21 protein-coding genes are annotated in these 22,250 nt (G+C 59.8%); 1 reads left to right on the top strand and 20 read right to left on the bottom strand.

Annotation, left to right across the window (positions count from 1 at the left end; all coding sequences use genetic code 11):
- Position 1 precedes the first annotated feature (1 nt).
- From ABWV64_RS04115 to ABWV64_RS04045, 15 genes are all read right to left on the bottom strand, one after another.
- Complete coding sequence (locus tag ABWV64_RS04115) at positions 2 to 826, bottom strand: NAD(P)-dependent oxidoreductase (protein WP_353343005.1); 825 nt, start codon at positions 824 to 826, stop codon at positions 2 to 4.
- A gap of 127 nt (positions 827 to 953) precedes the next feature.
- Entirely contained in the window at positions 954 to 1,556 is a 603-nt protein-coding gene (locus ABWV64_RS04110) for a VPLPA-CTERM sorting domain-containing protein (RefSeq protein ID WP_353343004.1), read from the bottom strand.
- Positions 1,557 to 1,627: 71 nt separating this feature from the next.
- Positions 1,628 to 2,947, bottom strand: coding sequence for a DUF8689 domain-containing protein (locus tag ABWV64_RS04105; protein WP_353343003.1), 1,320 nt, complete (start codon positions 2,945 to 2,947; stop codon positions 1,628 to 1,630).
- Between the two features lie 195 nt (positions 2,948 to 3,142).
- Positions 3,143 to 3,661: a prepilin peptidase gene (locus ABWV64_RS04100; protein WP_353343002.1), complete on the bottom strand. Its 519-nt coding sequence runs from the start codon at positions 3,659 to 3,661 to the stop codon at positions 3,143 to 3,145.
- Positions 3,662 to 3,670: 9 nt separating this feature from the next.
- A complete protein-coding gene (locus ABWV64_RS04095; protein ID WP_353343001.1) occupies positions 3,671 to 4,522 on the bottom strand; it encodes a tetratricopeptide repeat protein in 852 nt (283 codons plus the stop codon).
- Between the two features lie 33 nt (positions 4,523 to 4,555).
- Positions 4,556 to 5,125 (bottom strand): tetratricopeptide repeat protein, encoded by a 570-nt coding sequence (locus ABWV64_RS04090; RefSeq protein WP_353343000.1) that lies wholly within the window; start codon positions 5,123 to 5,125, stop codon positions 4,556 to 4,558.
- Positions 5,126 to 6,109 carry a type II secretion system F family protein gene (locus ABWV64_RS04085; RefSeq protein WP_353342999.1) on the bottom strand — a complete coding sequence of 328 codons (984 nt, stop codon included), beginning with the start codon at positions 6,107 to 6,109 and terminating at the stop codon, positions 5,126 to 5,128.
- Between the two features lie 12 nt (positions 6,110 to 6,121).
- Entirely contained in the window at positions 6,122 to 7,090 is a 969-nt protein-coding gene (locus tag ABWV64_RS04080) for a type II secretion system F family protein (protein ID WP_353342998.1), read from the bottom strand.
- A 5-nt stretch (positions 7,091 to 7,095) separates the two neighbouring features.
- Entirely contained in the window at positions 7,096 to 8,529 is a 1,434-nt protein-coding gene (locus tag ABWV64_RS04075; RefSeq protein WP_353342997.1) for a TadA family conjugal transfer-associated ATPase, read from the bottom strand.
- A gap of 19 nt (positions 8,530 to 8,548) precedes the next feature.
- Positions 8,549 to 9,784 (bottom strand): CpaE/TadZ family protein, encoded by a 1,236-nt coding sequence (locus tag ABWV64_RS04070; protein WP_353342996.1) that lies wholly within the window; start codon positions 9,782 to 9,784, stop codon positions 8,549 to 8,551.
- A gap of 452 nt (positions 9,785 to 10,236) precedes the next feature.
- A complete protein-coding gene (locus ABWV64_RS04065; protein ID WP_353342995.1) occupies positions 10,237 to 10,890 on the bottom strand; it encodes an OmpA family protein in 654 nt (217 codons plus the stop codon).
- Between the two features lie 16 nt (positions 10,891 to 10,906).
- Positions 10,907 to 12,331 (bottom strand): type II and III secretion system protein family protein, encoded by a 1,425-nt coding sequence (locus ABWV64_RS04060; protein WP_353342994.1) that lies wholly within the window; start codon positions 12,329 to 12,331, stop codon positions 10,907 to 10,909.
- A gap of 231 nt (positions 12,332 to 12,562) precedes the next feature.
- Positions 12,563 to 13,423, bottom strand: coding sequence for a Flp pilus assembly protein CpaB (cpaB, locus tag ABWV64_RS04055; protein WP_353342993.1), 861 nt, complete (start codon positions 13,421 to 13,423; stop codon positions 12,563 to 12,565).
- 388 nt (positions 13,424 to 13,811) lie between these two features.
- A complete protein-coding gene (locus ABWV64_RS04050; RefSeq protein ID WP_353342992.1) occupies positions 13,812 to 13,988 on the bottom strand; it encodes a hypothetical protein in 177 nt (58 codons plus the stop codon).
- Between the two features lie 152 nt (positions 13,989 to 14,140).
- Positions 14,141 to 14,326: a hypothetical protein gene (locus ABWV64_RS04045; RefSeq protein WP_110795703.1), complete on the bottom strand. Its 186-nt coding sequence runs from the start codon at positions 14,324 to 14,326 to the stop codon at positions 14,141 to 14,143.
- Positions 14,327 to 14,700: 374 nt separating this feature from the next.
- Here ABWV64_RS04045 and ABWV64_RS04040 point away from each other — a divergent pair, with 374 nt between their 5' ends.
- Positions 14,701 to 15,543 carry a lytic transglycosylase domain-containing protein gene (locus ABWV64_RS04040; protein ID WP_353342991.1) on the top strand — a complete coding sequence of 281 codons (843 nt, stop codon included), beginning with the start codon at positions 14,701 to 14,703 and terminating at the stop codon, positions 15,541 to 15,543.
- Positions 15,544 to 15,662: 119 nt separating this feature from the next.
- Here the strand turns inward: ABWV64_RS04040 and ABWV64_RS04035 are convergent, their stop codons facing one another.
- The 5 genes from ABWV64_RS04035 to dprA form a co-directional block, all read right to left on the bottom strand.
- Positions 15,663 to 16,292, bottom strand: a complete 630-nt coding sequence (locus tag ABWV64_RS04035; RefSeq protein WP_353342990.1) for a CoA transferase subunit B — start codon at positions 16,290 to 16,292, stop codon at positions 15,663 to 15,665.
- Positions 16,292 to 16,996, bottom strand: coding sequence for a CoA transferase subunit A (locus tag ABWV64_RS04030; protein ID WP_353342989.1), 705 nt, complete (start codon positions 16,994 to 16,996; stop codon positions 16,292 to 16,294). The genes ABWV64_RS04035 and ABWV64_RS04030 overlap by 1 nt, the downstream gene beginning before the upstream one ends.
- Positions 16,997 to 17,185: 189 nt before the next feature.
- Complete coding sequence (locus tag ABWV64_RS04025; protein ID WP_353342988.1) at positions 17,186 to 17,755, bottom strand: VPLPA-CTERM sorting domain-containing protein; 570 nt, start codon at positions 17,753 to 17,755, stop codon at positions 17,186 to 17,188.
- 211 nt (positions 17,756 to 17,966) lie between these two features.
- A complete protein-coding gene (topA, locus tag ABWV64_RS04020) occupies positions 17,967 to 20,666 on the bottom strand; it encodes a type I DNA topoisomerase (RefSeq protein WP_353342987.1) in 2,700 nt (899 codons plus the stop codon).
- Between the two features lie 189 nt (positions 20,667 to 20,855).
- On the bottom strand, positions 20,856 to 22,193 hold the full coding sequence (gene dprA, locus ABWV64_RS04015; RefSeq protein WP_353342986.1) for a DNA-processing protein DprA: 1,338 nt from the start codon (positions 22,191 to 22,193) through the stop codon (positions 20,856 to 20,858).
- Positions 22,194 to 22,250: the final 57 nt, after the last annotated feature.

Below are 22,250 nucleotides of genomic sequence, written 5' to 3'. Positions count from 1 at the left end.
TCTATCCGCGTCTCGGGCGCGGTTTGAGCGCGGCAATTGCGCTTTGCACTTGGCGCGGCAGGGCGGTATCGGCCCCCTCTGGCGCACCATCCAGCGCGCTTTCGACGTCCTTGACCAAAATGCCGATGGAATTGTCGTCTTGCAGCCCGTCGCGGGCAAATTCGATCTCGTCGAAGCCCGAGGCCAGCCAGTTTTGCCCCGAAGAGGTATGGATCAGGTCAAGCAAGGCGCGCTCGTCCAACCCCGCCGCATCGCCCCAATCGAGCACAAGGCGGGTCATGGCGGTGTTTGAGGCGGCCAGAAGGTTGTTGAGCACTTTGGCCTGCATACCGCTGCCGAACGCGCCCATATGATGGAAATGCGCGCCCATGGCGTCAAAGAGGGGCTGCTGCGCTGCGATATCGGCCTCAGCGCCACCGAGCATAAACGATAGGCGTGCTTCGCGCGCGGCGATACTCGCTCCCGACATGGGCGCGTCGATAAGTGTAATAGAATTCGCTATCCTCGCGCGCAGCCCTTTGACGTATCGCGGGCTCAGCGTCGAGGCGACGATGAGGCAGGACAGGTTCGGGGCGTCCAAGCAGCTTTGCGGTCCAAATAGGAGCGCTTCCGTCTGGCTCTGGTCGCGCACCACCGTGATCAGCGTTTCGATAGCCGGCTTGAAAGAGGTTATGTCGGCGGTAACATGTGGGGAAGTCTTGGGGGCGATATCGAACCCGATCGCGGGAAACCCCGCTTGGATCAGCGCCTCCAGCATCGGCAGGCCCATCCGCCCGCAACCCGCGATCCCGATAGAGTTCGGCGTTTGGTGTGACCTTTTGCTCATCGCGCAATCCCTTTGGCAACGCCGGAACAATGGCGCGGCAGGACCGGAAAGAAAAGTGGGAAAGATCCGACATCTATTGGGCTCCTGTGTCCAAAGGGGTTGCGAGACGGGCGAAGGTCATTTCGGGTTATGCGCGTTTTTTGCGCCGCGCCGCCCAACCGAGCGCCCCGAGGCCAAGCGCCAGCGAGGGCAGCGAGGCGGGCAGGGGAACCGGCGCGTAAAGCTCTTCGGCATAGGTGAAATTGTCGGCGATCAGGTAGGGGCTGCGCCCGCCCGTGATGCGCATGTCGATTTCGATTTGCGCGGTGTCAAAGATCACCCCGAAGAAACCGGACGGGGCCGAGGCGCGCTCGCCCCCGACGCGCAAGCGCGCGCCCGAAAAGCTGCCGGGTTGGGCGTAATCAAAGCCAAAGCCGACCACAGCGGTGTCGAAGGTAAAGGTCTGCCCGCCGCGGTAGAACCACAGGTAGCCGGGGTAATCGAAGCCTGCGGCGCTGTTGTCATAGCAACCGCCAAGGACGCAGCCGTAGGTATTGCCGTCCAGCGTGTAATCGCCGCGGTCGATCGATCTGGTATAGCCCTGCGCAATATCGCCGAGCGTGTCGGTGGTCTCGCCTGCAAGGGCGGCTTCGAAGGCCGCGCGGTCGGTATAGGTCACGACGGCGGCATTGGCGGCGCTGGCGGCAAGGCCAAGCGCGGCGGCGAGGGTGAGGTTGGTAAGCTTATTCACTGGTATTCTCCTAAAATTTTACAGATCGGGGCTGGCAGCGCCCGTGTTGAGGGTTGAGTTCAAAATTTGCGTTATTTGACGATGACCTCGTCCTTGACGAACATATTGGCCCATGCGCGGTCGATCAGATCGGGGGTCATCTGGTATGGGATGCCCTCGAATTCGCAAATCGAGCGCATCTGGTCGATCAAGAAGATCGGTTGATAGTTCGCATAGACGTTGTCGATGGTGGGGTATTTGGTTTGCAGCAAATGGATGAGCGATGCCTCGTCCAAAGGCACATTGCGTTTGCGCGCCACCATGGCGAAAATCTTCAGGAAGTTTTCCTGATCCGGCCCGTCGATCTTGATCTTGAAGAAAATCCGGCGCAGGGCGGCGTTATCGAAAATCTCGTTCGGGTGGAAGTTGGTCGAGAAGATAACCAGCGTGTCGAAGGGCACTTCGAATTTCTCGCCCGATTGCAGGGCAAGGATATCCTTGTTTTCTTCGAGCGGCACGATCCAGCGGTTGACCAAAGCCTGCGGCGGCTCGGCCTGACGGCCAAGGTCATCGACGATGAAGATGCCGCCGGTGGACTTAAGCTGTAGCGGCGCCTGATAGGTGCGCGCGGTCGGGTTATAGACCAGATCAAGCATCGACAGCGACAGCTCGCCGCCGGTGATCACGGTGGGGCGTTCGCAGCGCACATAGCGCGTGTCAAAGGTGCGCTTGCGGCGCAGGGAATTGGGGTCGTCCACCTCGACTTCGGCGGCGCTATGCACGATCGGGTCATAGACGGTGATCACCTGACCGGCATATTCAATGGCGCGCGGGACAAAGATTTTATCGCCCATGGCGTCGCGGATGCCGTTGGAGATCGAGGATTTCCCGTTGCCCGGAGGGCCATACATCAAGACCGAGCGCCCCGCCGAAACCGCAGGCCCCAGTTGGTCCAAAAGGTCCGGAGGCAAGATCAGATGCCCCATGGCATTGGTCAATTGATCGCGGGTGATTTGCAGGTTGCGGATCGATTGGCGCTTGATCTGCTCGCGGTAGACATCAAGCGGCACCGGCATGGCGCCGAAATATTCCGATTGCGCCAAAGCGTCGAGCGCGCGCGATTTGCCCGCATCGGTCAATTGATAGGCCATCTCATTGGTGGTCGCCGTCGCGTTGAGCGTGCCCATCGCTTCGAGAAGGCGCTGTTCGCGCGCCATGTCGATCAGCTCTTGCGTGACCTGTAGCGGCAGGCAAATCGCCGCGGCCAGATCGGAGGCATAGTTGATATTCTTGCGAAACAGCGTCTTGAGCAAAATATCCCGCATCATCACGGCAGGCAGCTGCATCTCGCCCAAGGTCTTTGGGGGAGGGGGGGGCTGCACGCCGGTGGGCGGTGTCACTTGCATGTTCATCGTTTCGCTCCGTTACTTGCTCGGCCACATAGGCACAGGCCCCTGCAAACGGGGGCTCTTGACGCTATTAGAGCGATGAAGCATGGCCGAATAAGGGCAAGACGGGGGAAGCATGGCGGCAGTATCGGGGATTTTTTGCGAGATGTGTGCCGCATTACCGGCCGGATCACACGTCAAGCGCGGCGGCTAACCCCTTCAGGCACCGTAATAAATACCCAACAAAAGGTAGATCGCCAAGGTGCCGCCAAGGCACAGGCCCATAGGGAATTTACCATGGCGTTTCCAGCTTTCCCATTCGGGGGCCAAACGCGAGAGGGCCGAGTATTTGACCGCGCGGTGGGTGGCGATGCCCGCCGCCACATTGGCCATAAAGAGCCACAACAGCAGGTTCAGATCGCCCAAGGCGATAAAGGGCGCGGCGGCGGCGGCGAATTTGGCATCGCCCGCCCCCAAAAGCCCCGCCGCATTGGCGAGAATGCCGATCAGCAGCACCACGACCAGATGCACCAGCCGAAAGCCGTAATCGGGCAACGGCAGCACGAAAAGACCCAAGAGTACAAAGATCAAGGCCAGCACGAGGACCGATTTGTTGGGGATTTTCATCCGGCTCAGGTCGCTATAGGCGGCCCAAACGCAGACAGGCAGGACGAAGGGCGCAAACAGCGCCGCTTCGCCCTTGGTGATGGCCATCGACAGATCAATGATCACCGTCATGCCATCAGATCAGGTGTTTTTTTCCAGCGCGCGCAGGGAGCGCACGGCGGATTCGAAATGTTGCGGATGGGTGTCGATCGCTTCGCGCAGCAGACCCTTGCCGGTTTCCACATCGCCTTGTTTGATCGCCGACAGGCCCAGCGTGTGCAACAGTTGCGCGCGCTCGATCTGGCTCATCGGGATCACGGGAAGGTTGTAATTGCGCTGTGCGCCGCGCGCGAGGATCATGTTGTTCTTGGCGGTGAAAAGCGTGTCGTCTTGGGCAATCGCCTCGGAGAACATGCGCTCGGCCCCCGCGAAATCGCCGCGCGTCAGCTTGGAATAGCCCCAGTTGTTCATCACTCCTGCCGGACGGGTGGTCAGGCCCACGGCGGTCTCGTAGAAGCTGTCGGCTTTCTTCCAGTCCTTATTGCTGTCCGCCACCATGGCTTCGAGGCGGTAGCGTTTGAAGGTTTCGACCGTCGGCGGGATGGTGTCGAGTGTGGCTTTTGCGTCCTTCCAATTGCCCGCGCGGATCAAAGCATCGGCATAATCGACCTTATCGTCGGAGGTGCTGTCTTTGTGCTTGACCACATCGGCATAGGCTTTGGCGGCCTCGTCCATACGTTTGGCGCGCACCAAGGATGCCGCCAGACCGCGGGCCAGATCAATGCGATCAGGGTTCTCGCCAAGGGTGCGGCGGAAGTAGACCACGGCCTCGTTCGGGTCCGCGACGGTCAACATGATGTCACTCATATTGCTTTCATCGATGACGTTAACTGCTTGAAAAGCCCGAGAAACTTCCTTGTCGCCCGCTTTTTGGCAACCGCTCAGTGCAACTGTGCCGGACAGGCACAGGGTAAGAAAGATAGATTGGCGCATTTTGCTGCGTCCTTTTACTGCCTTCGCCTCAGATCACTGGATTGAGCGGATAAGGTAGGTGCTACTGCCCCGCCGGACCAGTTTGTAGTCTTGTTCTTGGTCCTCATCATATGACGGATTTTCCGTTTTTGCGAGTGCCAAGCGTAAATTATCACGAATTGAGTCACTTTGGCCATTATCAAGCGCATAGGCGCGCTCGAGGATCTTGGCGGCCTCGGGGGCCTTACCCCGTTCCATGAGCACAACGCCAAGGTTGTTCCATGCCTCGGGGCTGGCTTCGTCGGTCTTGATGGCGCGGCGCAGCAGGCTCTCGGCCTGTCCCAAACGGCCAAGGCCGAGATTGGCGGTGCCAAGCGCCGAAAGCGTGTCCACGGTCAGCCCCTCGCGCGCGGCGGCGCGGGTGAACGCATCGAGCGCCAGCTCATATTCGCCCGCCTCCATCAACCGGTGCCCGACAAGCAATCCATCCACCGGTTCGGCGTCGGCCAGACCAGGGGCAAAGGCACCGCGCGGCGCGTTAAGGCCGCCTGCGGAGCAAGCGGCCAGAAACGGTATCACTGTGAGCAGCAGCGCCCATCGGCGCGCCGGTCTTGCGGGCTGCATCTATTGCAGGCCTCCCATGTTGCCCATCTGGGTAATCCCTTGCACGGACGGGCCGACCAGAATGATCAAAAGCGGCGGCACCGTGAACATCATTGTGGCAAGTGTCATCTTCGTAGGCAACTTGTTTGCGGCCTCTTCGGCGCGCATCACGCGTTTGTCACGCATTTCCCCAGCGTAAACCCGAAGCGCATCGGAGATCGAGGTGCCGAAGGTGGCCGATTGCACGAGCACGGTGACAAAGGAGCTGACGTCTTGGACGCCGCAACGCTCGGACATATCACCCAAAACGCTGATCTTGTCCTTACCGGCCTTCATCTCATGGGCGACCATTTGAAATTCATCGGCCAATGAAGGGTAGGAGGCGCGCAATTCGCCCGCCACGCGGTTGATCGACTGGTCGAGCGATTGACCAGCCTCCACGCAAACCAGCATCATATCGAGCGAGTCAGGAAAGCCGTTGGTGATCTCTTCTTGGCGCGTCTGCACGCGTTTGGTGATCCAGTATTTCGGAAGCATATAGCCCAAGCCGCCAGGGCCGAGGATATACATCGCCATCTGCTGGGTGTTGGTTTCGCCGCCCGATTTGGTGGCGATATAATAGGCGACGCCGGCGATCAAAAAGCCCAGCCCAAGCGCGAATTGCGCAAAGTGGAAATAGCGCACCGCGTCCTTGGAGCGATAGCCCGCGCGGATCAGCTTGAGCCGGACCGCAGAATATTCCTCTTCGGATTTGGGCTCCAAAAAGGAGGCATAACGGTCAAGCTTTTGGTTGCGGCTGTCCACACGCAGGCGTTCGTCGGCCTTGGCGGATTTGGCCGAAACCTTTTGCGCCTTGAGCCGGTCCAGAGGGTCGGCCTTTTTGTTGAGCATCACCGGAAGGGTGATGATGATCATCACCAGCCCGACAAACCCGACCGCCATCAAGGGGCCGAATTCACCGAATTGAGCGACGAGCAGCTCGTTGATCGGGGCAAGAATCTCCATGATTTCGGTTCCTTAGACTTTGATGTTAACGAGCATGCGCATGACGAACAGGTTGGTGGCCAAAAAGCCCCCGACCGCCAGACAGGCCGGAATGAACAGCGCGTGGTCCTTGACGTCGTCATAGTAATGCGGGTCGAGAATGTTGATCACGATCAGAGCGACGATCGGGAAGGCCGACAGGAATTTGCCCGACCATTTCGCCTCGGCGGTGATCGCTTTCACGCGGCGGAAGAGGCGGAAGCGGGCGCGGATCACCTTGGCCAGACCGGCGAGGATCTCGGCCAAGTTACCACCCGATTGCTGTTGAATGGTCACGGCCACCGCAAGGAAGCGCAAATCCTGCATGTCGATGCGTTCGGCCATATCCTTGAGCGCCTCGCCCATGTCGCGGCCATAGGCGGCCTCATCCGCGATAAAGCCGAATTCGGAGGCCAAAGGATCACCGACCTCTTTGGCCACGATGGAAATGGCCGAGGAAAACGGGTGCCCCACGCGCAAGGAGCGCACCATAAGCTCGACCGCATCGGGCAATTGCTCTTCGATCATCGAAATGCGTTTGTTGGCCTTCATCGAGACCCACATATAGACACCGCCGACCCCCATGCCGACGCCGACCAGCGCGCGCACGGGCACCGAGGTTTCGGTGCCGATGGTCATGCCAAGGAAGGCCACCACCGAAAGGCCGGCCATCACCAACATCAATTGCTTGGGTGTAAAGGCGATGGCCGCCTTTTGCGCTTTATCCGCGAGCAGTGAATAAAGCGGGATCGTGCGGTTTTTGCCGTGCTGGTTCATCTCTTTGCGCAGCTTGGCCATGACCTCTTCGCGCCGGTTGCCCTTCTCGATCATTTCGAGACGGCGATTGACGCGGTTGTTGAGGCTGATGGATTTGCCGAAAACCGTCAGATACAGGCCTTCGACGAGCGCCAGCACGCCCAGAAAGATGAGCGCATAGATAATGGGGGCTGAGCTGATGACCATTGTGGTTACTCCGCAGCGATGGGTTCAAAAATGGCAGGGGGCAGATCATAGCCCCACATCCGGAAGCGTTCGGAGAAATGCGAACGCACGCCGGTTGCGGTGAAGTGACCGATGATCTTGTTGTCCGGCGTCAGGCCGACACGTTGGAAGCGGAAAATCTCCTGCATCGAAATCACGTCACCCTCCATGCCGGTGATCTCGGTGATCGAGGTCATGCGGCGCGAGCCGTCTTGCAAACGCGAGGCCTGCACGATCAGGTTCACAGCCGAGGAAATCTGGCTGCGCACGGCTTTGAGGGGCATTTCGATCCCCGCCATGGCAATCATGTTTTCCAGACGCGAGATCCCGTCGCGCGGGTTGTTGGCGTGGATGGTGGTCATCGATCCGTCGTGGCCGGTGTTCATGGCCTGAAGCATGTCGATGACTTCCTCGCCGCGGGTTTCCCCGACGATGATCCGGTCCGGACGCATCCGCAGCGCGTTTTTCAAACAATCGCGCGGGCTGACCTCGCCCTTGCCTTCGACGTTGGGCGGGCGCGATTCCATGCGGCCCACGTGGATCTGTTGCAATTGAAGTTCCGCCGTATCCTCGATGGTCAGGATGCGTTCGGCATTGTCGATGAAAGACGACAGGGCGTTGAGCGTGGTGGTTTTACCCGAGCCCGTCCCGCCCGACACGATCACATTGAGACGCGTGGCGACAGCGGCCTGAAGATAGGCGGCCATTTCCTCGGTGAAGGCCCCGAATTTGACCAGATCGTCAATCCCGAGCTTGTCCTTCTTGAATTTCCGGATCGAGACCAGCGAGCCGTCCACCGCCACCGGCGGCACCATGGCATTGAAACGCGAGCCGTCTTGCAAGCGCGCATCGACGTAGGGGTTGCTTTCGTCAACGCGGCGGCCCACGGCCGATACGATCTTGTCGATGATCCGCAGCAGGTGCTTTTCATCCTTGAAGGTCACATCGCTCAGCTCCAGCTTACCGGCGCGTTCGACGAAAATCTGCTGCGGGCCGTTGACGAGAATATCGTTCACCGTGTCGTCTTGCAGCAAGGTTTCAAGCGGGCCAAGGCCGCGCACTTCGTCGTATAGCTCTTTGGTCAGCTGGGTGCGCTCGTCGCGGTTCAACACGATGCTTTGCGCCTCAAGGTATTCGGCGGCAATGGCGTTGATTTCGCCGCGCAATTCAGCCTCGCTGGCCTTGTCCAGAGCGGCAAGGTTGAGGTTGTCGAGCAATTCGCGATGCAGGTCCAATTTGACCTCGCCCATCCGCTCCTTGCGTTTAAGCTCTTTGTCGGCGGGCGCCACGCGGGCGGCCACCGGCATCGGGCGGCGCATGGAGGCGGCTTGCTCGACGGGGGCGGTTTTGGGGGGCGGAGCCGCCGCAACCGGTTTGGCGGCGGGGCTGGCGGTTCCGTCTTTTTTGTAACGCGAGAACATCTATATAACTTTCTCTTTCTTACGCCGCGGCGGCTTCGGTTTGACCAAGCTCATGCAGCGATTGCGCCAGTTTGGCGATTTCCTTGCGCAGCGGGTTCTTCGGTGTCGAACTTGCCAAAGGCAGGCCGTGATCCGTGCCCTGTGCGACGGGTTTGCCGCCATCGGGCAATTGCAATTCAAAGCTGACCTCAAGGCTTTCGGCCATGCGTTTGACGCGGGCCTTGCCGTTCAGATCGGTGAATTTCGGCGCGCGGTTGAGGCAAAAGCGCAGGCGCTCGACCGGCAGGTCTTCGGCCATAAGCGCGCGTTTGAAGCGCAATGTGTTCTGGGCCGAGCGCATGTCGAGCTCTGTGGTGCAGAAGTAGACATGGGCGGCATGCAGCACGGCCTCACTCCACTGCACGAGGGTCTTGGGCATGTCGATGACGACGTAGTCGAAATTCTGCCGCGCCATTTCCAGCACGCGGTTGATGTCGTCGGCGGTGACCAGATCCAGCGGCAGCATATCCGAGGGCGCGGTGAGCACCTGCAACCGGTCCTCGAAGGACAAGAGCGCCGAGTTGAAGACATCCGAATCCATCGATTCGGTGTCCGAGAGCATTTCATAGACCGCCTCGCGGCAGGGCAGGTCGAGGAAGGTCGACACCGCCCCGAATTGCAGATCGAGATCAATCAGGCAGACCTTCGGCGCGTTGTCCTTGCCCAGAGAGGCCAGCTCCCACGCGAGGTTCACGGCCAAAGTGGTCGCGCCGGTGCCGCCTGCCAATCCGTGCACGGCGAGGATCACCCCGTCATGATCGCCGCTCGACGCTTTGGGTTTCAAAGGGGCTTCGACGGGCGCGGGGGGCGGGGCTTGCAGGCGTTCGATCGCTGCGGCCAATTCGCCCTCGGGCAAAGGATAGGGGACAAATTCATCCGCGCCTTGGCGCAGCAATTGGTGCAAAGCGGCGGGGCTGACGTCCTCGGCGATGAGGATGACCTTGATTTTATGGGCGCGGGCGGCGGCGATAATTTCGCCGAGCATCACCAGCTTGCCCTCGTCGCTGTCATCGATGGCAAGGGCGACAAATTCAAGATCGGCGGCCTCCGGTTGGCTGAAGAAGGCCAAAGCCTCGCCAAACCCCAGATCGCCCCAGCTTTCACCCAAAGCCGTTTCCATGTCCTCGATCAGCAGGTCGAAGTTTTGCACATCACGGCTGATTGTGCAGGCCTTCAACGGATGCGGATCCGATTGTAGTGTTGCTGTACTCGTCATAGCCTCAGTCCTTTTTCAAATCAGGCCCAGCAGGTTTCTTATGCGCCGCAGCGAAGGGCTCGATCCTCCGGTTGCGACACTGTCCTGCGCTGGCCTGCATCCGACTCGCATCGGACGCACTACTCCCATTGACGTTAGAATTGCCGCCAATCTGGGCAACATTTGGGCCAGAATACTGCCTTTGTTTGGTTTATTGAGACAGAGTTAAGCTCTTGCTGAATCGCGCGCCCATGGATGGGGTTTTTGCTATCGCGTTGCTTTTATTCGGTTTTCTTGATCGCTGAGTGTGGTCTGCCGAGGCGAAGGGCGGTTTTGCGGCGCTTTGCGGGGGGCAATAGGCCCGCCGGGTGATCCATATGCGTGAACACAAAGCGGCGCTCAAACGAAAACCGCCGGAGGCGATGCTCCGGCGGTTTTGTAGAGGTCTTGCCGCTTTGGGGCAGGGCCGCGGATCAATCGGTTTTGAACGAATCGCCGGAGATGCCGGTCAGGCCAGAGCGCGGAACGCCCGAATTGACATATTCGCGGTAGACGATCGCCGCGTAGCGGCCGTCGAGAACCGAGGGGTGGTCTTTCACGAAACCAGACACTTCAGTCACGGTGCGCCGGTTGCGCCGCTCGCGGCCTTCGGTCACCACAATCGGCTGCGTCTCGCCAAAGGAGGCGACGGCCTCCAGACGGCTGCGCGAGATGCCCTGGCTGGTCAGATAGCTGACCACAGCCTGAGCGCGGCGCAGACCCAAAGATTTGTTATAGGCGTTCGATCCCACCGCATCCGTATGGCCGTAAACGCGGAACCGCGCTTCGGGGAATTGGCGGATCCATTGCGCCTGTTCGCGCAATGTGTCGCGGGCGCCAGCGTCCAACTGTGAGGAGTTAAAGGCGAAATTGACGTTTGTGAGCACTTCTGCGGCAAAGCGGGAGGCGAGCTCGTAAGTGTAGCTGCGCTCGCCCGACATGATCATCGTGTTGTTCATGGTGGCGTTGCCAAAAGGTCCGGCGGCGGCGACAAAGCCCGCCTCACCATAAAAGGTGTTGGCGACCTGCGAGCCTTGCCCGCAGGCGGCGAGGGCCGTAAGAGCCGCTGTTGCCAGATATTTTTTCATATGCCCACGCATCGTATCAATCCATCACATACCCATAAGAACCGCTGAAGTCCTGTTTGGCAACCTCTCCTGCAGCACCGCGGGTCGGGGTGCGGCTCTTGGCGACTTTGCCAAAGAGGAACAAATCCTTCTCGGTGGGAGGTTTAACCCGATCTGTGGGCAGTGCAAAGGCCTCGCCGCGTTTCGGGGTCACAAGATGGGCGGTCACGATGATGACAAGCTCGGTCTGCTCGCGCTGGTAGTTGGCCGAGCGGAACAATGCGCCCAAGACCGGCACATCGCCGAGCCAAGGGATCTGTCCGTTCACGTCCAAGAAGTCGTCTTGCAACAGGCCCGCGATGGCAAAGCTTTCGCCGTCGCGCATCTCGACCGTGGTCGAGGTCTCGCGGCGGGTGAAGGCGTCGATCTTGAAGGCGTTGATTTCAAAGCCATTATTGGGATCAATCGCCGAGACGGAGGCGTTGAGCTCAAGGTTGATCAAATCGCTGTCAACGACACGCGGGATAAAGTTCAGCGCCACGCCGAAGGGTTTGAATTCCACGGTGATCGCGCCGTTGTCTTGCGCCACGGGCACCGGATATTCGCCGCCTGCGAGGAATTTCGCCTCTTGGCCCGACAGGGCGGTCAGGTTCGGCTCGGCCAAGGTGCGCACAACGCCCTTGGTTTCGAGCGCTTCGAGCAAAATGCCGACCTCGACCGCGCCGGCGTCAAAGCCGAACAGCATCGCGCCGTTGTTTTCGTTGGTCGCGGGGATGTTGCCGCCCAGCGATGTGCCCGCCGCGCCGGAGTTGTTGTTGGTGCCGTTGCCGCCGTTTACGCCGACGTTGCCGCCAAAGATCGACCCGTTCAGCGCCAGCGAAGAGCTGAGCGATTTCGAGACGTTACGCTGCATTTCGGCAAAACGGACCTTGAGCATGACCTGCTGCACGCCGCCCACGCTCATCAAGTTGGAAACGCGCTCTGGCGCGTAGCGTTCCGCCAGATCAAGGGCCCGTTGCAGGCGCGCGGACGAAGAGACCGTGCCCGACAGAACGATGCCGTCATTGGCGGTGCGCACTTCGATCTTCTCGCCAGGCAGGATTTGGCGCAGGCGCTCTTTGAATTCGCTGACATCGGCAGACACGCGGACATCGACGTTGGTGATCAATTGCCCGTTGCCGTCAAGCAGCGTCAAAGTGGTCAAACCGGGCGATTTGCCCAAAACATAGATCGAACGATCCGAGAGCGAGGAAATATCGGCAATCGCGGGGTTGGCGATGCTCAACTCGGCAAAGGGGACATCGCTTTCGACGACCACGGCTCGGTTCATCGGAACGTCCAAGGAAGAGGACATACCGCGTTGCACGACATGGAGATTTTTGGCTTCGGCCATAGGAGCGGCGGCACCAAAACTCAACGTCAGGCCCATCAGGGCCGCTTTCAAGAAACTGCTCTTATACATGTGACCTGCCTTTCTGATCACGCCTCATTTTCGGGTCTTATTGCCCGGATTTTGTCGCTACCATGCGTTAACTTGGCTTTTATTGCAAGAATCAAAGGCTTCGCAGCGAGAGTTTATGTGGATAAGTGGCAACAGCTGCAAAGACGTTGCCCGTTTGCAATAGACAAGGGCGCCCCGATTTGCGGAACGCCCTTGCCCTCTCCCAAAGGGAAGCGGGAGGTGATGTGCCGATCAGTTGGTGCAGGGGATCGGAATTTCGACCACATCCGCGCCGCGGCGTGTGCGGATGGTGCAGACTTTCTCTTCCTCGGCCTGCACGACAACCGGCGCCGCTTCGATGCCCAAAAGCGAGCGCTGGTCGACTTCGATGGCCTCGGCCACGGTGTCGTCCTCATTGCCCACCAAGGACAGCGACAGACGGCCCGAGGATTGCGCTTGCGCGAGGGCCGCGACTTGCTGTGGGGTGGCGGCCACGGTGACGGTGCGCGCGATCATGGTTTCGGAGGCTTCTCCGCTGCTGTCTTGGTCGACGGCAATCAGCTTGATGCCCGCTTCGATCAATTTGGTGACGTCGCCGCGATCGCCGCCTCGTGCACCTGTTTCAATCGCGCCGGTCCAATAGACGTCGACGCGGTCACCAGGGCGCAAGAAGCCGGACACGCCCGAGGCGACATCGACCTTGATCGCAAAGGCGCGTTTGCCGCGCTCAAGCTGTGACGTCAGGCCCGCGCTCTCGCCCGGCTCGGTGACTTTCACGGCGCTCATGGCTTCGTTTTTCTCGATCGTGCGCAAGGCGGTGCGCAGCACATTCTCGCCTTGGGGGAAGAAGGCGGCTTTGCTGGTAAATGTGCCTTCCGGCATGGCGTTTTCTGGGAATTTGACGACGCGGAGGTCTTCTTCCTTGATCACATCGCCGTATTTTAGCTGTTTGTCGGCCACGTAAATGTCGATCATTTTCGCGACAGAGGCATTCATCGCGCGCTCTTGGGCGAGGGCGGTTTGATAGGCGGTCACGTAGTTCTTGACCATATAGGTGGCAAAACCGGCCAGCCCGAGGCCAACGATCAGCACCAGTCCAAAGACCATACGCATTTGATTTCCCTTTCGTATGTTTCCTGCGCGCGTGCCAACAGGCCCAAACGCACAGAGCGACGCATTGGCCGCAAATCTGCTCTAGGGGGAGATTGCCCGAGAAATGTGGCCAAATCTGGGAAGGGGTGTGAATTGTTCATGATTTGGTGACGAAGAGGGCCTCGCAGGGCGGATTGGACCATCTTCGCGGGGCGTAAAAAAACTTCCGGCGCGCGGGGCGAGGGAGGCGTAATCGTAATAACCAAAACAAATATCGCGCCCTATGTGGCGCGAAGGGGAACGGGCTAAGGCTGATCGGCGCGTTCTGCGCCTCCCGAAAACGAGCGGGGCCTTTGGATTGTGAGCAAGGGCCGGGTTGGCGCTTACCTTTGGTATGGCGAAAGTTGGATCAGAAGGTCCAGCTTTGCATATAGGTGGCGGTCCCACCTGCAAGATCGACTGCACCTTGACGCATCAAGTAATAGCCGCCAGCCATCAGGCCCACGACGGCGGCGGTCAACACCACCCAATCAACGGTGACAGCGCCATCTTCGCGCTTGGAAAAACGTGTAAAAATAGACTTCATGAGTGACCTCGATGTTCAGTCAGGGGCATCCGACAATCGGGAGGAGAGCGTCCTGAAACGCAAACCTTTTGCCATAAGAAAGGGGCCGCATCCGCGAAGGACACGGCCCACTTTTGAACTCGCGTGGCTCGAAGCCGAGCCGTCAGGTCAACTTAGAAGCTGCCCGGAGTTTGTGCGGCCATGTATGTGTTGGTCGCTGCGGTCATGTCGGACGCGCCGGTTTTGATCGACGAGTAAGCTGCAACAGCCAAGCCAACAACGGCGGCGGTCAGAACAACCCAGTCAACAGTCACGGCACCGTCTTCGTCTGCGCGGAAGTTTTTGATAAAGTTAAGCATGTTAGTCCCTCCAAAGGATCAGTAGTTTGTTACGTTAAACCGCGTCGTCAACTTGCTGGGCCGTTCTCTCTCATTGGCCCGCTGCCGTCGTGGTATGAACATATATAGCCCCTTGATTGGGGCATGAATTTGGCACGAATAGTGCCTTTTCAGGTCTCTTAATTTTTCTTGCGAAATTCTGCTTAGGTCATTGTTTTTACTGACTAAGTTTATGAATTTATTTTTGCCTGCCGTCGGTTTTGGCAGGTTTGAGCGGCAATTATGGCGCATTTGCCCCCAAATCCGCGCCCGATTCTAGCCGCGCAGGGGCGTTTCATGCGATAAGCGGGTTAAGAAACGTAAAAAAGAACAGGCAGCAGGGCAGGTTTTAAATCATGCGCAGCTTTGCAGTATCTATAGCGGTGGTTTGCGCGGTCTCGATACTGGGCGCTACTGCCGCCCTTGCCGATTTCAAACGGGTCACGCCGCCCAAACCGGGCAGCACGCAAAAACGCATCAACATCCAGATCGATCCGGTCGAACAGGCGGCGATTTTGTCGCGCTCGCCCAAGCCCTCCGAACGTGCGGCCCCCGCCGACGACAGCGGCGAGACCAAAGCCGCCGCGCGGGCTGCGGTGCCGATGGGGCGCTATACATGGTTTTGGGACAGTATTTCGCCGGAGCTGGCGCAAAGCGGGCCAGGACGGCTGCGCGTGGCGCTCGACAAGCTCGGCAATCCGCCCTCGGGTCAAAGCACACCCAACCCGCGGCTCGCGTCCTTGGCGCAAATCGCCGAGGCGCGAGGATCGGCAATTTTGCGCGCGACCATCGGCACCGAGGTCTCTCCGGCATTGGCCTTGGCGGTGATCGCGGTCGAGTCGGCGGGGCGCGCCGATGCGGTCAGCGGGGCAGGGGCGCAAGGCCTGATGCAACTGATGCCCGATACGGCCACGCGGTTTGGGGTCGAGGATGCATTGGCCGCCGATGACAATATCAAGGGCGGCGTGGCGTTTCTTGATTTCCTAATGAAGAAATTCGAGGGCGATCCGATTTTGGTTCTGGCCGGTTATAACGCGGGCGAGAATTCGATCGGCAAACATGGCGGCGTGCCGCCCTATGCCGAGACCCGCGATTATGTGCCCAAAGTGCTGGCCGCCTTCAAGGTCGCGCGCGGATTGTGTTTGACGCCGCCGGAATTGGTCTCGGACGGCTGCGTGTTTGTAAAGGCGGGCGGGTAGAGCGCGCCTACGTCCCTCGGGGTATTGTTGAGCAACCCGCGCCGCGAGGCCCGATCAAAAAAGGCGCCCCGAACGGAGCGCCCTTTATCACTTTATATATAGGCCGCATTTGGGCCGGCTTAGTCGACGATCGTCGCCTCGGTCGCGGCGCGCAGCTCTTCTTCGCTGACACCATCGGCCAGTTCGACGATTTTCAAGCCGCCTTCAACCACGTCCAATACGCCCATTCCGGTGATGATCCGGTCGACAACGCCTTTACCTGTGAGCGGCAGAGTGCATTCCTTGAGAACCTTGCTCTCGCCGTGTTTGTTGGCGTGATCCATAACCACGACCACGCGGCCCACACCGGCGACCAGATCCATCGCGCCGCCCATGCCTTTGACCAGCTTGCCAGGGATCATCCAATTGGCCAGATCGCCGTTTTCGGCCACTTCCATCGCGCCAAGGATTGCCATGGCGATTTTGCCGCCGCGGATCATGCCAAAGGACATGGCGCTGTCGAAATAGGAGGTCTGGGGCAATTCGGTGATGGTCTGTTTGCCCGCGTTGATCAAATCGGGGTCCTCTTCGCCCTCATAGGGGAAAGGGCCCATGCCGAGCATGCCGTTCTCCGATTGCAGCGTCACTTCGATGCCATCGGGGATGTAGTTCGACACCAGCGTCGGAATGCCGATGCCGAGGTTCACATACCATCCGTCTTGAAGCTCTTGCGCCGCGCGGGCGGCCATCTGGTTACGATCCCAAGCCATTATACGGCCTCCTTCTTGCGGGTGGTGCGGTTCTCGATCCGCTTTTCATGCTCGCCCTGAACGATGCGATGCACATAGACACCGGGCAGGTGGATGTGATCGGGGTCAAGGGTTCCGGTCGGCACGATCTCTTCGACCTCGACAACGCAGACCTTACCGCTCATCGCGGCGGGCGGGTTGAAATTGCGCGCCGTTTTGCGGAACACAAGGTTGCCGGTCTCGTCGGCTTTCCATGCTTTGACGAGGGCCAGATCGGCGAACAGGCCGGTTTCGAGGATGTATTCCTCGCCGTTGAATTCCTTGACTTCCTTGCCCTCGGCGATCTGAGTGCCGACGCCGGTTTTGGTGTAAAATCCCGGAATGCCGCAACCGCCCGCACGTAGGCGTTCGGCCAATGTGCCTTGGGGGTTGAATTCCAATTCCAATTCGCCCGACAGGTATTGGCGCATGAATTCGGCGTTTTCCCCCACATAGGAGGAGATCATTTTCTTGACCTGCTTGGTGTGCAGCAAGATGCCGATGCCGAAATCATCGACGCCCGCGTTGTTGGAGGCAAAGGTCAAATCCTTGGTGCCCGCCTCCTTGATCGCTTGCAAAAGCAATTCGGGCAAGCCGCAAAGGCCAAAGCCCCCCGAGGCGATGAACATACCGTCGAACAGCAGCCCGTCGAGGGCCTCGGCGGCAGAGCCGTAAATCTTTTTCATATCAGTCTCCCTAAGTGACGTCTTGGCTTTGGTATTGAGCGCGGTGAATGCGCCTGTCAATCAAATGCCGCAGTCATAGGGTTACTACGTATGTTTTTACGCATTTTGGCCCGCGATGCGGGGCATAAAACGCAATCCGCCCTCCCCGATATGACGGGAAGGGCGGGTGCGATGACGGGACGATAGGGTTTAGCTTTTGCGGCGCCGCAGGATGCCGAAAGCGCCCAATCCGGCCAGCAACAACGGCAGACCCGCAGGCAAGGGGACCGGCGCAGCGGTTGTCACGGTGATGTTGTCCAAAACGGCAAAGCTAAAACCAGGGTCTTGCCAGAAGATCGAACGAATGCCCGTTCCGCTCAAGGTGACGGGGCCGGCGGGCTCGTCGCTGCCGGTGGAAGCTTGGAAAAAGCTGTCCAAAACGCCGCCGATGGCGTCAAAGGCGGTGATGTCAAACACGCCAGAGTTGCCGCCATAGACAAAGCTGATCGAGGCGACATCAAAATCAAACGACAGAGTCGCCGTTTCGGAGCCGTCGATGTCAAAGCAATTCCCGCCTGCGCCCGCCGTGACGAATTCGTCATCGGGGCAATCGTTGCTGAACTCCCCGTCAAAGGAGACGGTGCCCAAAGGCGAGAGCCAAGCGCCGCTGCTCAGGGACGAGCCGGTCGCGAGACTGTCACCGTCGATGGTAAGCGTCGCCGCGTGAAGGGGAGCCGCAATAACAAGAGCTGCGGCAGCGAATGAGAAAACGGATTTCATGGCAGGCTTCCTTTGATGATATGATCTGATGCAATGTGACGCAGGGTAAGCCAAGCGCCGGTTTTGAGCAACTGAATATAATTTTTCCCGATGCGGCGCTTGGTGGGGACCGATTCAACGCTTGGGCATGAATACGCCCGCCCCATAATTATGGAAGCGGGCGTTGGTATGTTTGGTGTGGCTCGATGTGCCGCCTTTGCTCAGGTTGCGCTCACTCGGAGGTTTTCTTGGCCGCAGCTTTCTTCGCAGGCGCTTTCTTCGCGGCCGGCTTCTTGGCCGCGGTTTTCTTGGCGGCAGGCTTTTTTGCGGCGGCCTTTTTGGCGGGGGCTTTCTTCTTGCCGCCTTTGGCCGCTTTCTCCGCGATCCATTCGACAGCCATTTCCATGGTCACATCCGCAGGTTCGGTGCCTTTGGGAATGGTGGCATTGACCTTTTCCCATTTGACATAGGGACCATAGCGGCCCTCCATGACATTGACCGCGCCGCCGCCGTCGGGATGCTCGCCCAGTTCCTTCAAAGGTTTGGCCGCCGCACGCCCCGCGCCGCGGGTGGCAAGCTTTTGCGCCAAAACCTCGACCGCGCGGTTCATCCCTATAGTGAACACCTCATCGACTTCCTTGAGGTTCGCATAAAGCCGCCCGTGTTTGACAAAGGGACCGTAGCGCCCGATGCCCGCTTCGATCATCTCGCCGTCATCGGGGTGGGGGCCCACCTCGCGCGGCAGGCTGAGCAGCGTCAAAGCCTTTTCCAGATCCATATCATCGGGCGTCCAGCCCTTGGGCAAGGAGGCGCGCGGCGGTTTCTTGTTTTCCTCGGTCGGCTCGCCGCGCTGCACATAGGGGCCAAAGCGTCCCGATTTGAGCGAGATTTCGTCGCCGTTGTCCTCGCCCAACACGCGGTCGCCCGCATCATTGGTATCGCCATTGATCGGGCGCGTGTAGCGGCATTCGGGGTAGTTGCCACAGCCGACAAAGCCGCCGGTGCGCGAGGTTTTGAGGTGCAATTGCCCCTCGCCGCATTTGGGGCAGATGCGCGGATCGGAGCCGTCTTCGCGCGGCGGGTAGAGTTGCGGCGCAAGCGCATCGTCGAGCACATCGAGCACTTCGGTGATGCGCAATTCAGAGGTTTCCGCAATCGCGGCGGAGAAATCGCGCCAGAAGTTCTGGAGCACGTTTTTGTAGTCGCGATCCCCCGCAGAGACGTCATCGAGCTGCTCTTCGAGATCGGCCGTGAAATCATATTCCACGTAGCGCTTGAAGAAATTGAGCAAGAAAATCGTGACAATGCGGCCTTTGTCCTCGGGGAAAAGGCGGTTCTTGTCCTTGCGGACATATTCGCGGTCCTGAATGGTGGTGATCACCGAGGCATAGGTCGACGGGCGGCCGATGCCGAGCTCTTCCATACGTTTGACCAAAGTCGCTTCGGTATAGCGGGGCGGGGGCTGGGTGTGGTGCTGCAGGCCCATGACGGCCTCGCCCTCGGCCAGAACCGCGCCGCTGTGTTTTTTCATGCCGCCGCTGGCGGTGATGTCGGCGCCCTCGGCCTTGGCCTTGTCGAATTGCGGGGCCAAGGAGCCGGAGAGCTTGGCTTTCTCGCCCTCCATGACTTGCGGCAGGCGGTTGTCATCATCGCCTTCGGGCTCGTCGCGGCCCTCTTCATAGACGCGCAAGAACCCGTCGAACATCACCACCTGACCTGTGGCGCGCAATTCGACTTCGCCGTCTTGGCTGGCGATATCCACCGTGGTGCGCTCCAGACGCGCGGCCTCCATCTGGCAGGCAATCGTGCGCTTCCAGATCAGATCGTAAAGCTTGCGCTGATCGGCCTCGGAGATTTTCAGCGCGGCGGCGTCTTTGGTCATATCCGTCGGGCGGATACATTCATGCGCTTCTTGGGCGTTCTTGGCTTTGTTTTTATACATGCGCGGCGAGGCGGGGATGTACTCCTTGCCGTAGCGGTCGGTGATCGCATCGCGGGTGGCCATCACGGCTTCGGGCGCCATATCGATGCCGTCGGTTCGCATATAGGTGATAAGCCCCGCTTCATAGAGCCGCTGCGCCGCATTCATACATTGGCGCGCGCCCATGCCGAATTTGCGGCTGGCCTCTTGTTGCAAGGTCGAGGTCATGAAGGGCGCGGAGGGGTTGCGCGTCGCGGGTTTGGCCTCGACCGATTTGATATGCATGGCGCGCGAGGCGACGGCCTGCACCGCCAATTCGGCGGCGGTGGCATTGGCGATATCGAATTTTTCGAGCTTCTTGCCGCCCAGAACCGTGAGCCGCGCCTCGAAACCCTGACCGCGCGGGGTTTCGATCATGGCTTTGACGGACCAGTATTCTTGCGCGTTGAAGGCTTCGATCTCCATCTCGCGCTCGACGATGAGGCGCAGGCAGACCGATTGCACGCGGCCCGCAGAGCGCGCACCAGGCAATTTGCGCCACAAGACCGGCGAAAGGTTGAAGCCCACAAGGTAATCGAGCGCGCGGCGCGCCAGATAGGCATGCACCAAGGGCGCATCGACTTGGCGCGGGTTTTGCATGGCCTCGGTGACCGCTGCTTTGGTGATGGCGTTAAAGACCACGCGGCTGACCGGCGTGTCTTTCTTGATCACCTTGCGTTTGCGCAGGGCCTCTTCAAGGTGCCACGAGATGGCTTCGCCTTCGCGGTCGGGGTCGGTTGCGAGAATGAGATTGTTGTCCTCGGCAAGCGCATCGGCGATGGCTTTGACATGTTTGCGGCTGTCGGTGCCGATCTCCCATTTCATTTCGAAATCATGCTCGGTATCGACCGATCCGTCTTTGGCCGGCAGGTCGCGCACGTGACCGTAAGAGGCGAGAACGGTGTAATCCGAACCCAAATATTTGTTGATTGTCTTGGCCTTAGCGGGAGATTCAACAACGACAACGGGCATGGAAATCCTTTCGACTCGGCACCTGATATATGGCGGCGGACCATGTGGCGCATATGGGGCGCTTGTCAATGCGGCCAATATGGAGCGCCGCGATTTTCGGGCAAAATACCGCGCGCCCTGCGAGCGCGCTCCAGACCGTGCTATATATAAGGAGTGGGATTGGGAAGGGAAGAGTGCGGGGAATTTGCGCTAATCTGCAGCGCTCTTTGCCGCGCGCAGGGCCAAAAGCCCGCCGCTTTGCCGTTCGATCCGCCCGTCAAGCTCCAGCTCCAGCAAAGCAGGGGCCACATCCGACGCGGCGGCGCCCAGATCGCGGATCAGTTGATCTTCGGCCAAGGGGGCAGGGCCGAGACGGCCAAGGATCTGGCTGTGCAGGGCTGCAATTTCTTGCAAGCTGCGGGCGGGTTTGGGGGCGGTTGGTGTCAAAGGCACAACCGACGCGCTCTGCGAGGGGGCGGGCGGGGCCGTCACGGCGCTGCGCGGCGTTGAGGTGGCGGTTTGAGGCAATGGTGGTTGTGCTTGGCTTGGCGCAGCGGCGGGGAGGGCGGCGCGCGGCGCGGCAGAAATGGCGCGCAGATCGTAGAGCTGTTGCGGGCGCGCGCGCGCGGCGGGTTCTTGCACCTCGGGCATCTCGGCAGGGGGGAGGGCTTCGATCACATCCTTGGCCGAGCGGACCAATATTGCGCCATCGCGGATCAACATGTTGCAGCCTGAGGCGCGGGCGTCGAACGGATGGCCGGGCACGGCCAGAACCTCGCGCCCTTGGTCGAGCGCGGCGCGCGCGGTGATGAGCGAGCCGGATTTCGCCCCTGCTTCAATCACGACAAGCGCGCGGGAGAGGCCGGAGATAATGCGGTTACGTTTGGGGAAATGCTGCGCCCTCGGGGCCATGCCCATGGGTTGCTCGGACAGACGCAGCCCGCTTTCGAGCATCTTTTCGGCCAATGCGGTGTTCTCGGCGGGATAAACCACATCCACCCCGCCCGCGAGCACTGCGATAGAGCCGTTCTCAAGCGTCGCCTGATGGGCGGCGGTGTCGATCCCGCGCGCAAGGCCCGAGGTGATGCAATAGCCTTCGATGTCCAACTGCTTGGCCAAAGCGGTGGACATGCGCAGCCCCAAGGAGGAGGCATTACGCGCCCCCGCGATGGCGAGGCGCGGACGTTTGAGCGCGCCCATATTGCCAATTGCCCAAAGCAGTGGCGGCGGATCCGAGATGGCATAGAGGTCGGCGGGATAATCAGCCTCGCCGTAGCAAAGCATTTTCGCACCGGCGGCTCGGGCAAGGATCATCTCCTTGATCGCGAGAGCCTCGGTGCAGGGTTGATAGGTGGTCAGCCCCGAAGCACGCGCCATGTCCGGCAAGGCTTCGAGGGCTGCAGTGGCATTGCCATGTTTCTCCAAGAGGCGAAAAAACGTTTGTATTCCAATGCGATGAGAGCGCAATAGACGGAGCCACGACAGTCGATCATCTTCCGTGGTGGGTGGGAGTGGGGGGTGAGTGGAAGGATGTGAACACTCGGCCATCGTAGCTCCGCCTGCTTGCAACAACAGGTGTAGCCCTTGTGTGGTTAATGACAGGTG

Source organism: Litorivita sp. NS0012-18 (genome assembly GCF_040371945.1).
Taxonomy (GTDB): domain Bacteria; phylum Pseudomonadota; class Alphaproteobacteria; order Rhodobacterales; family Rhodobacteraceae; genus Litorivita.
This window is presented reverse-complemented; position numbering and strand designations above follow the sequence as displayed.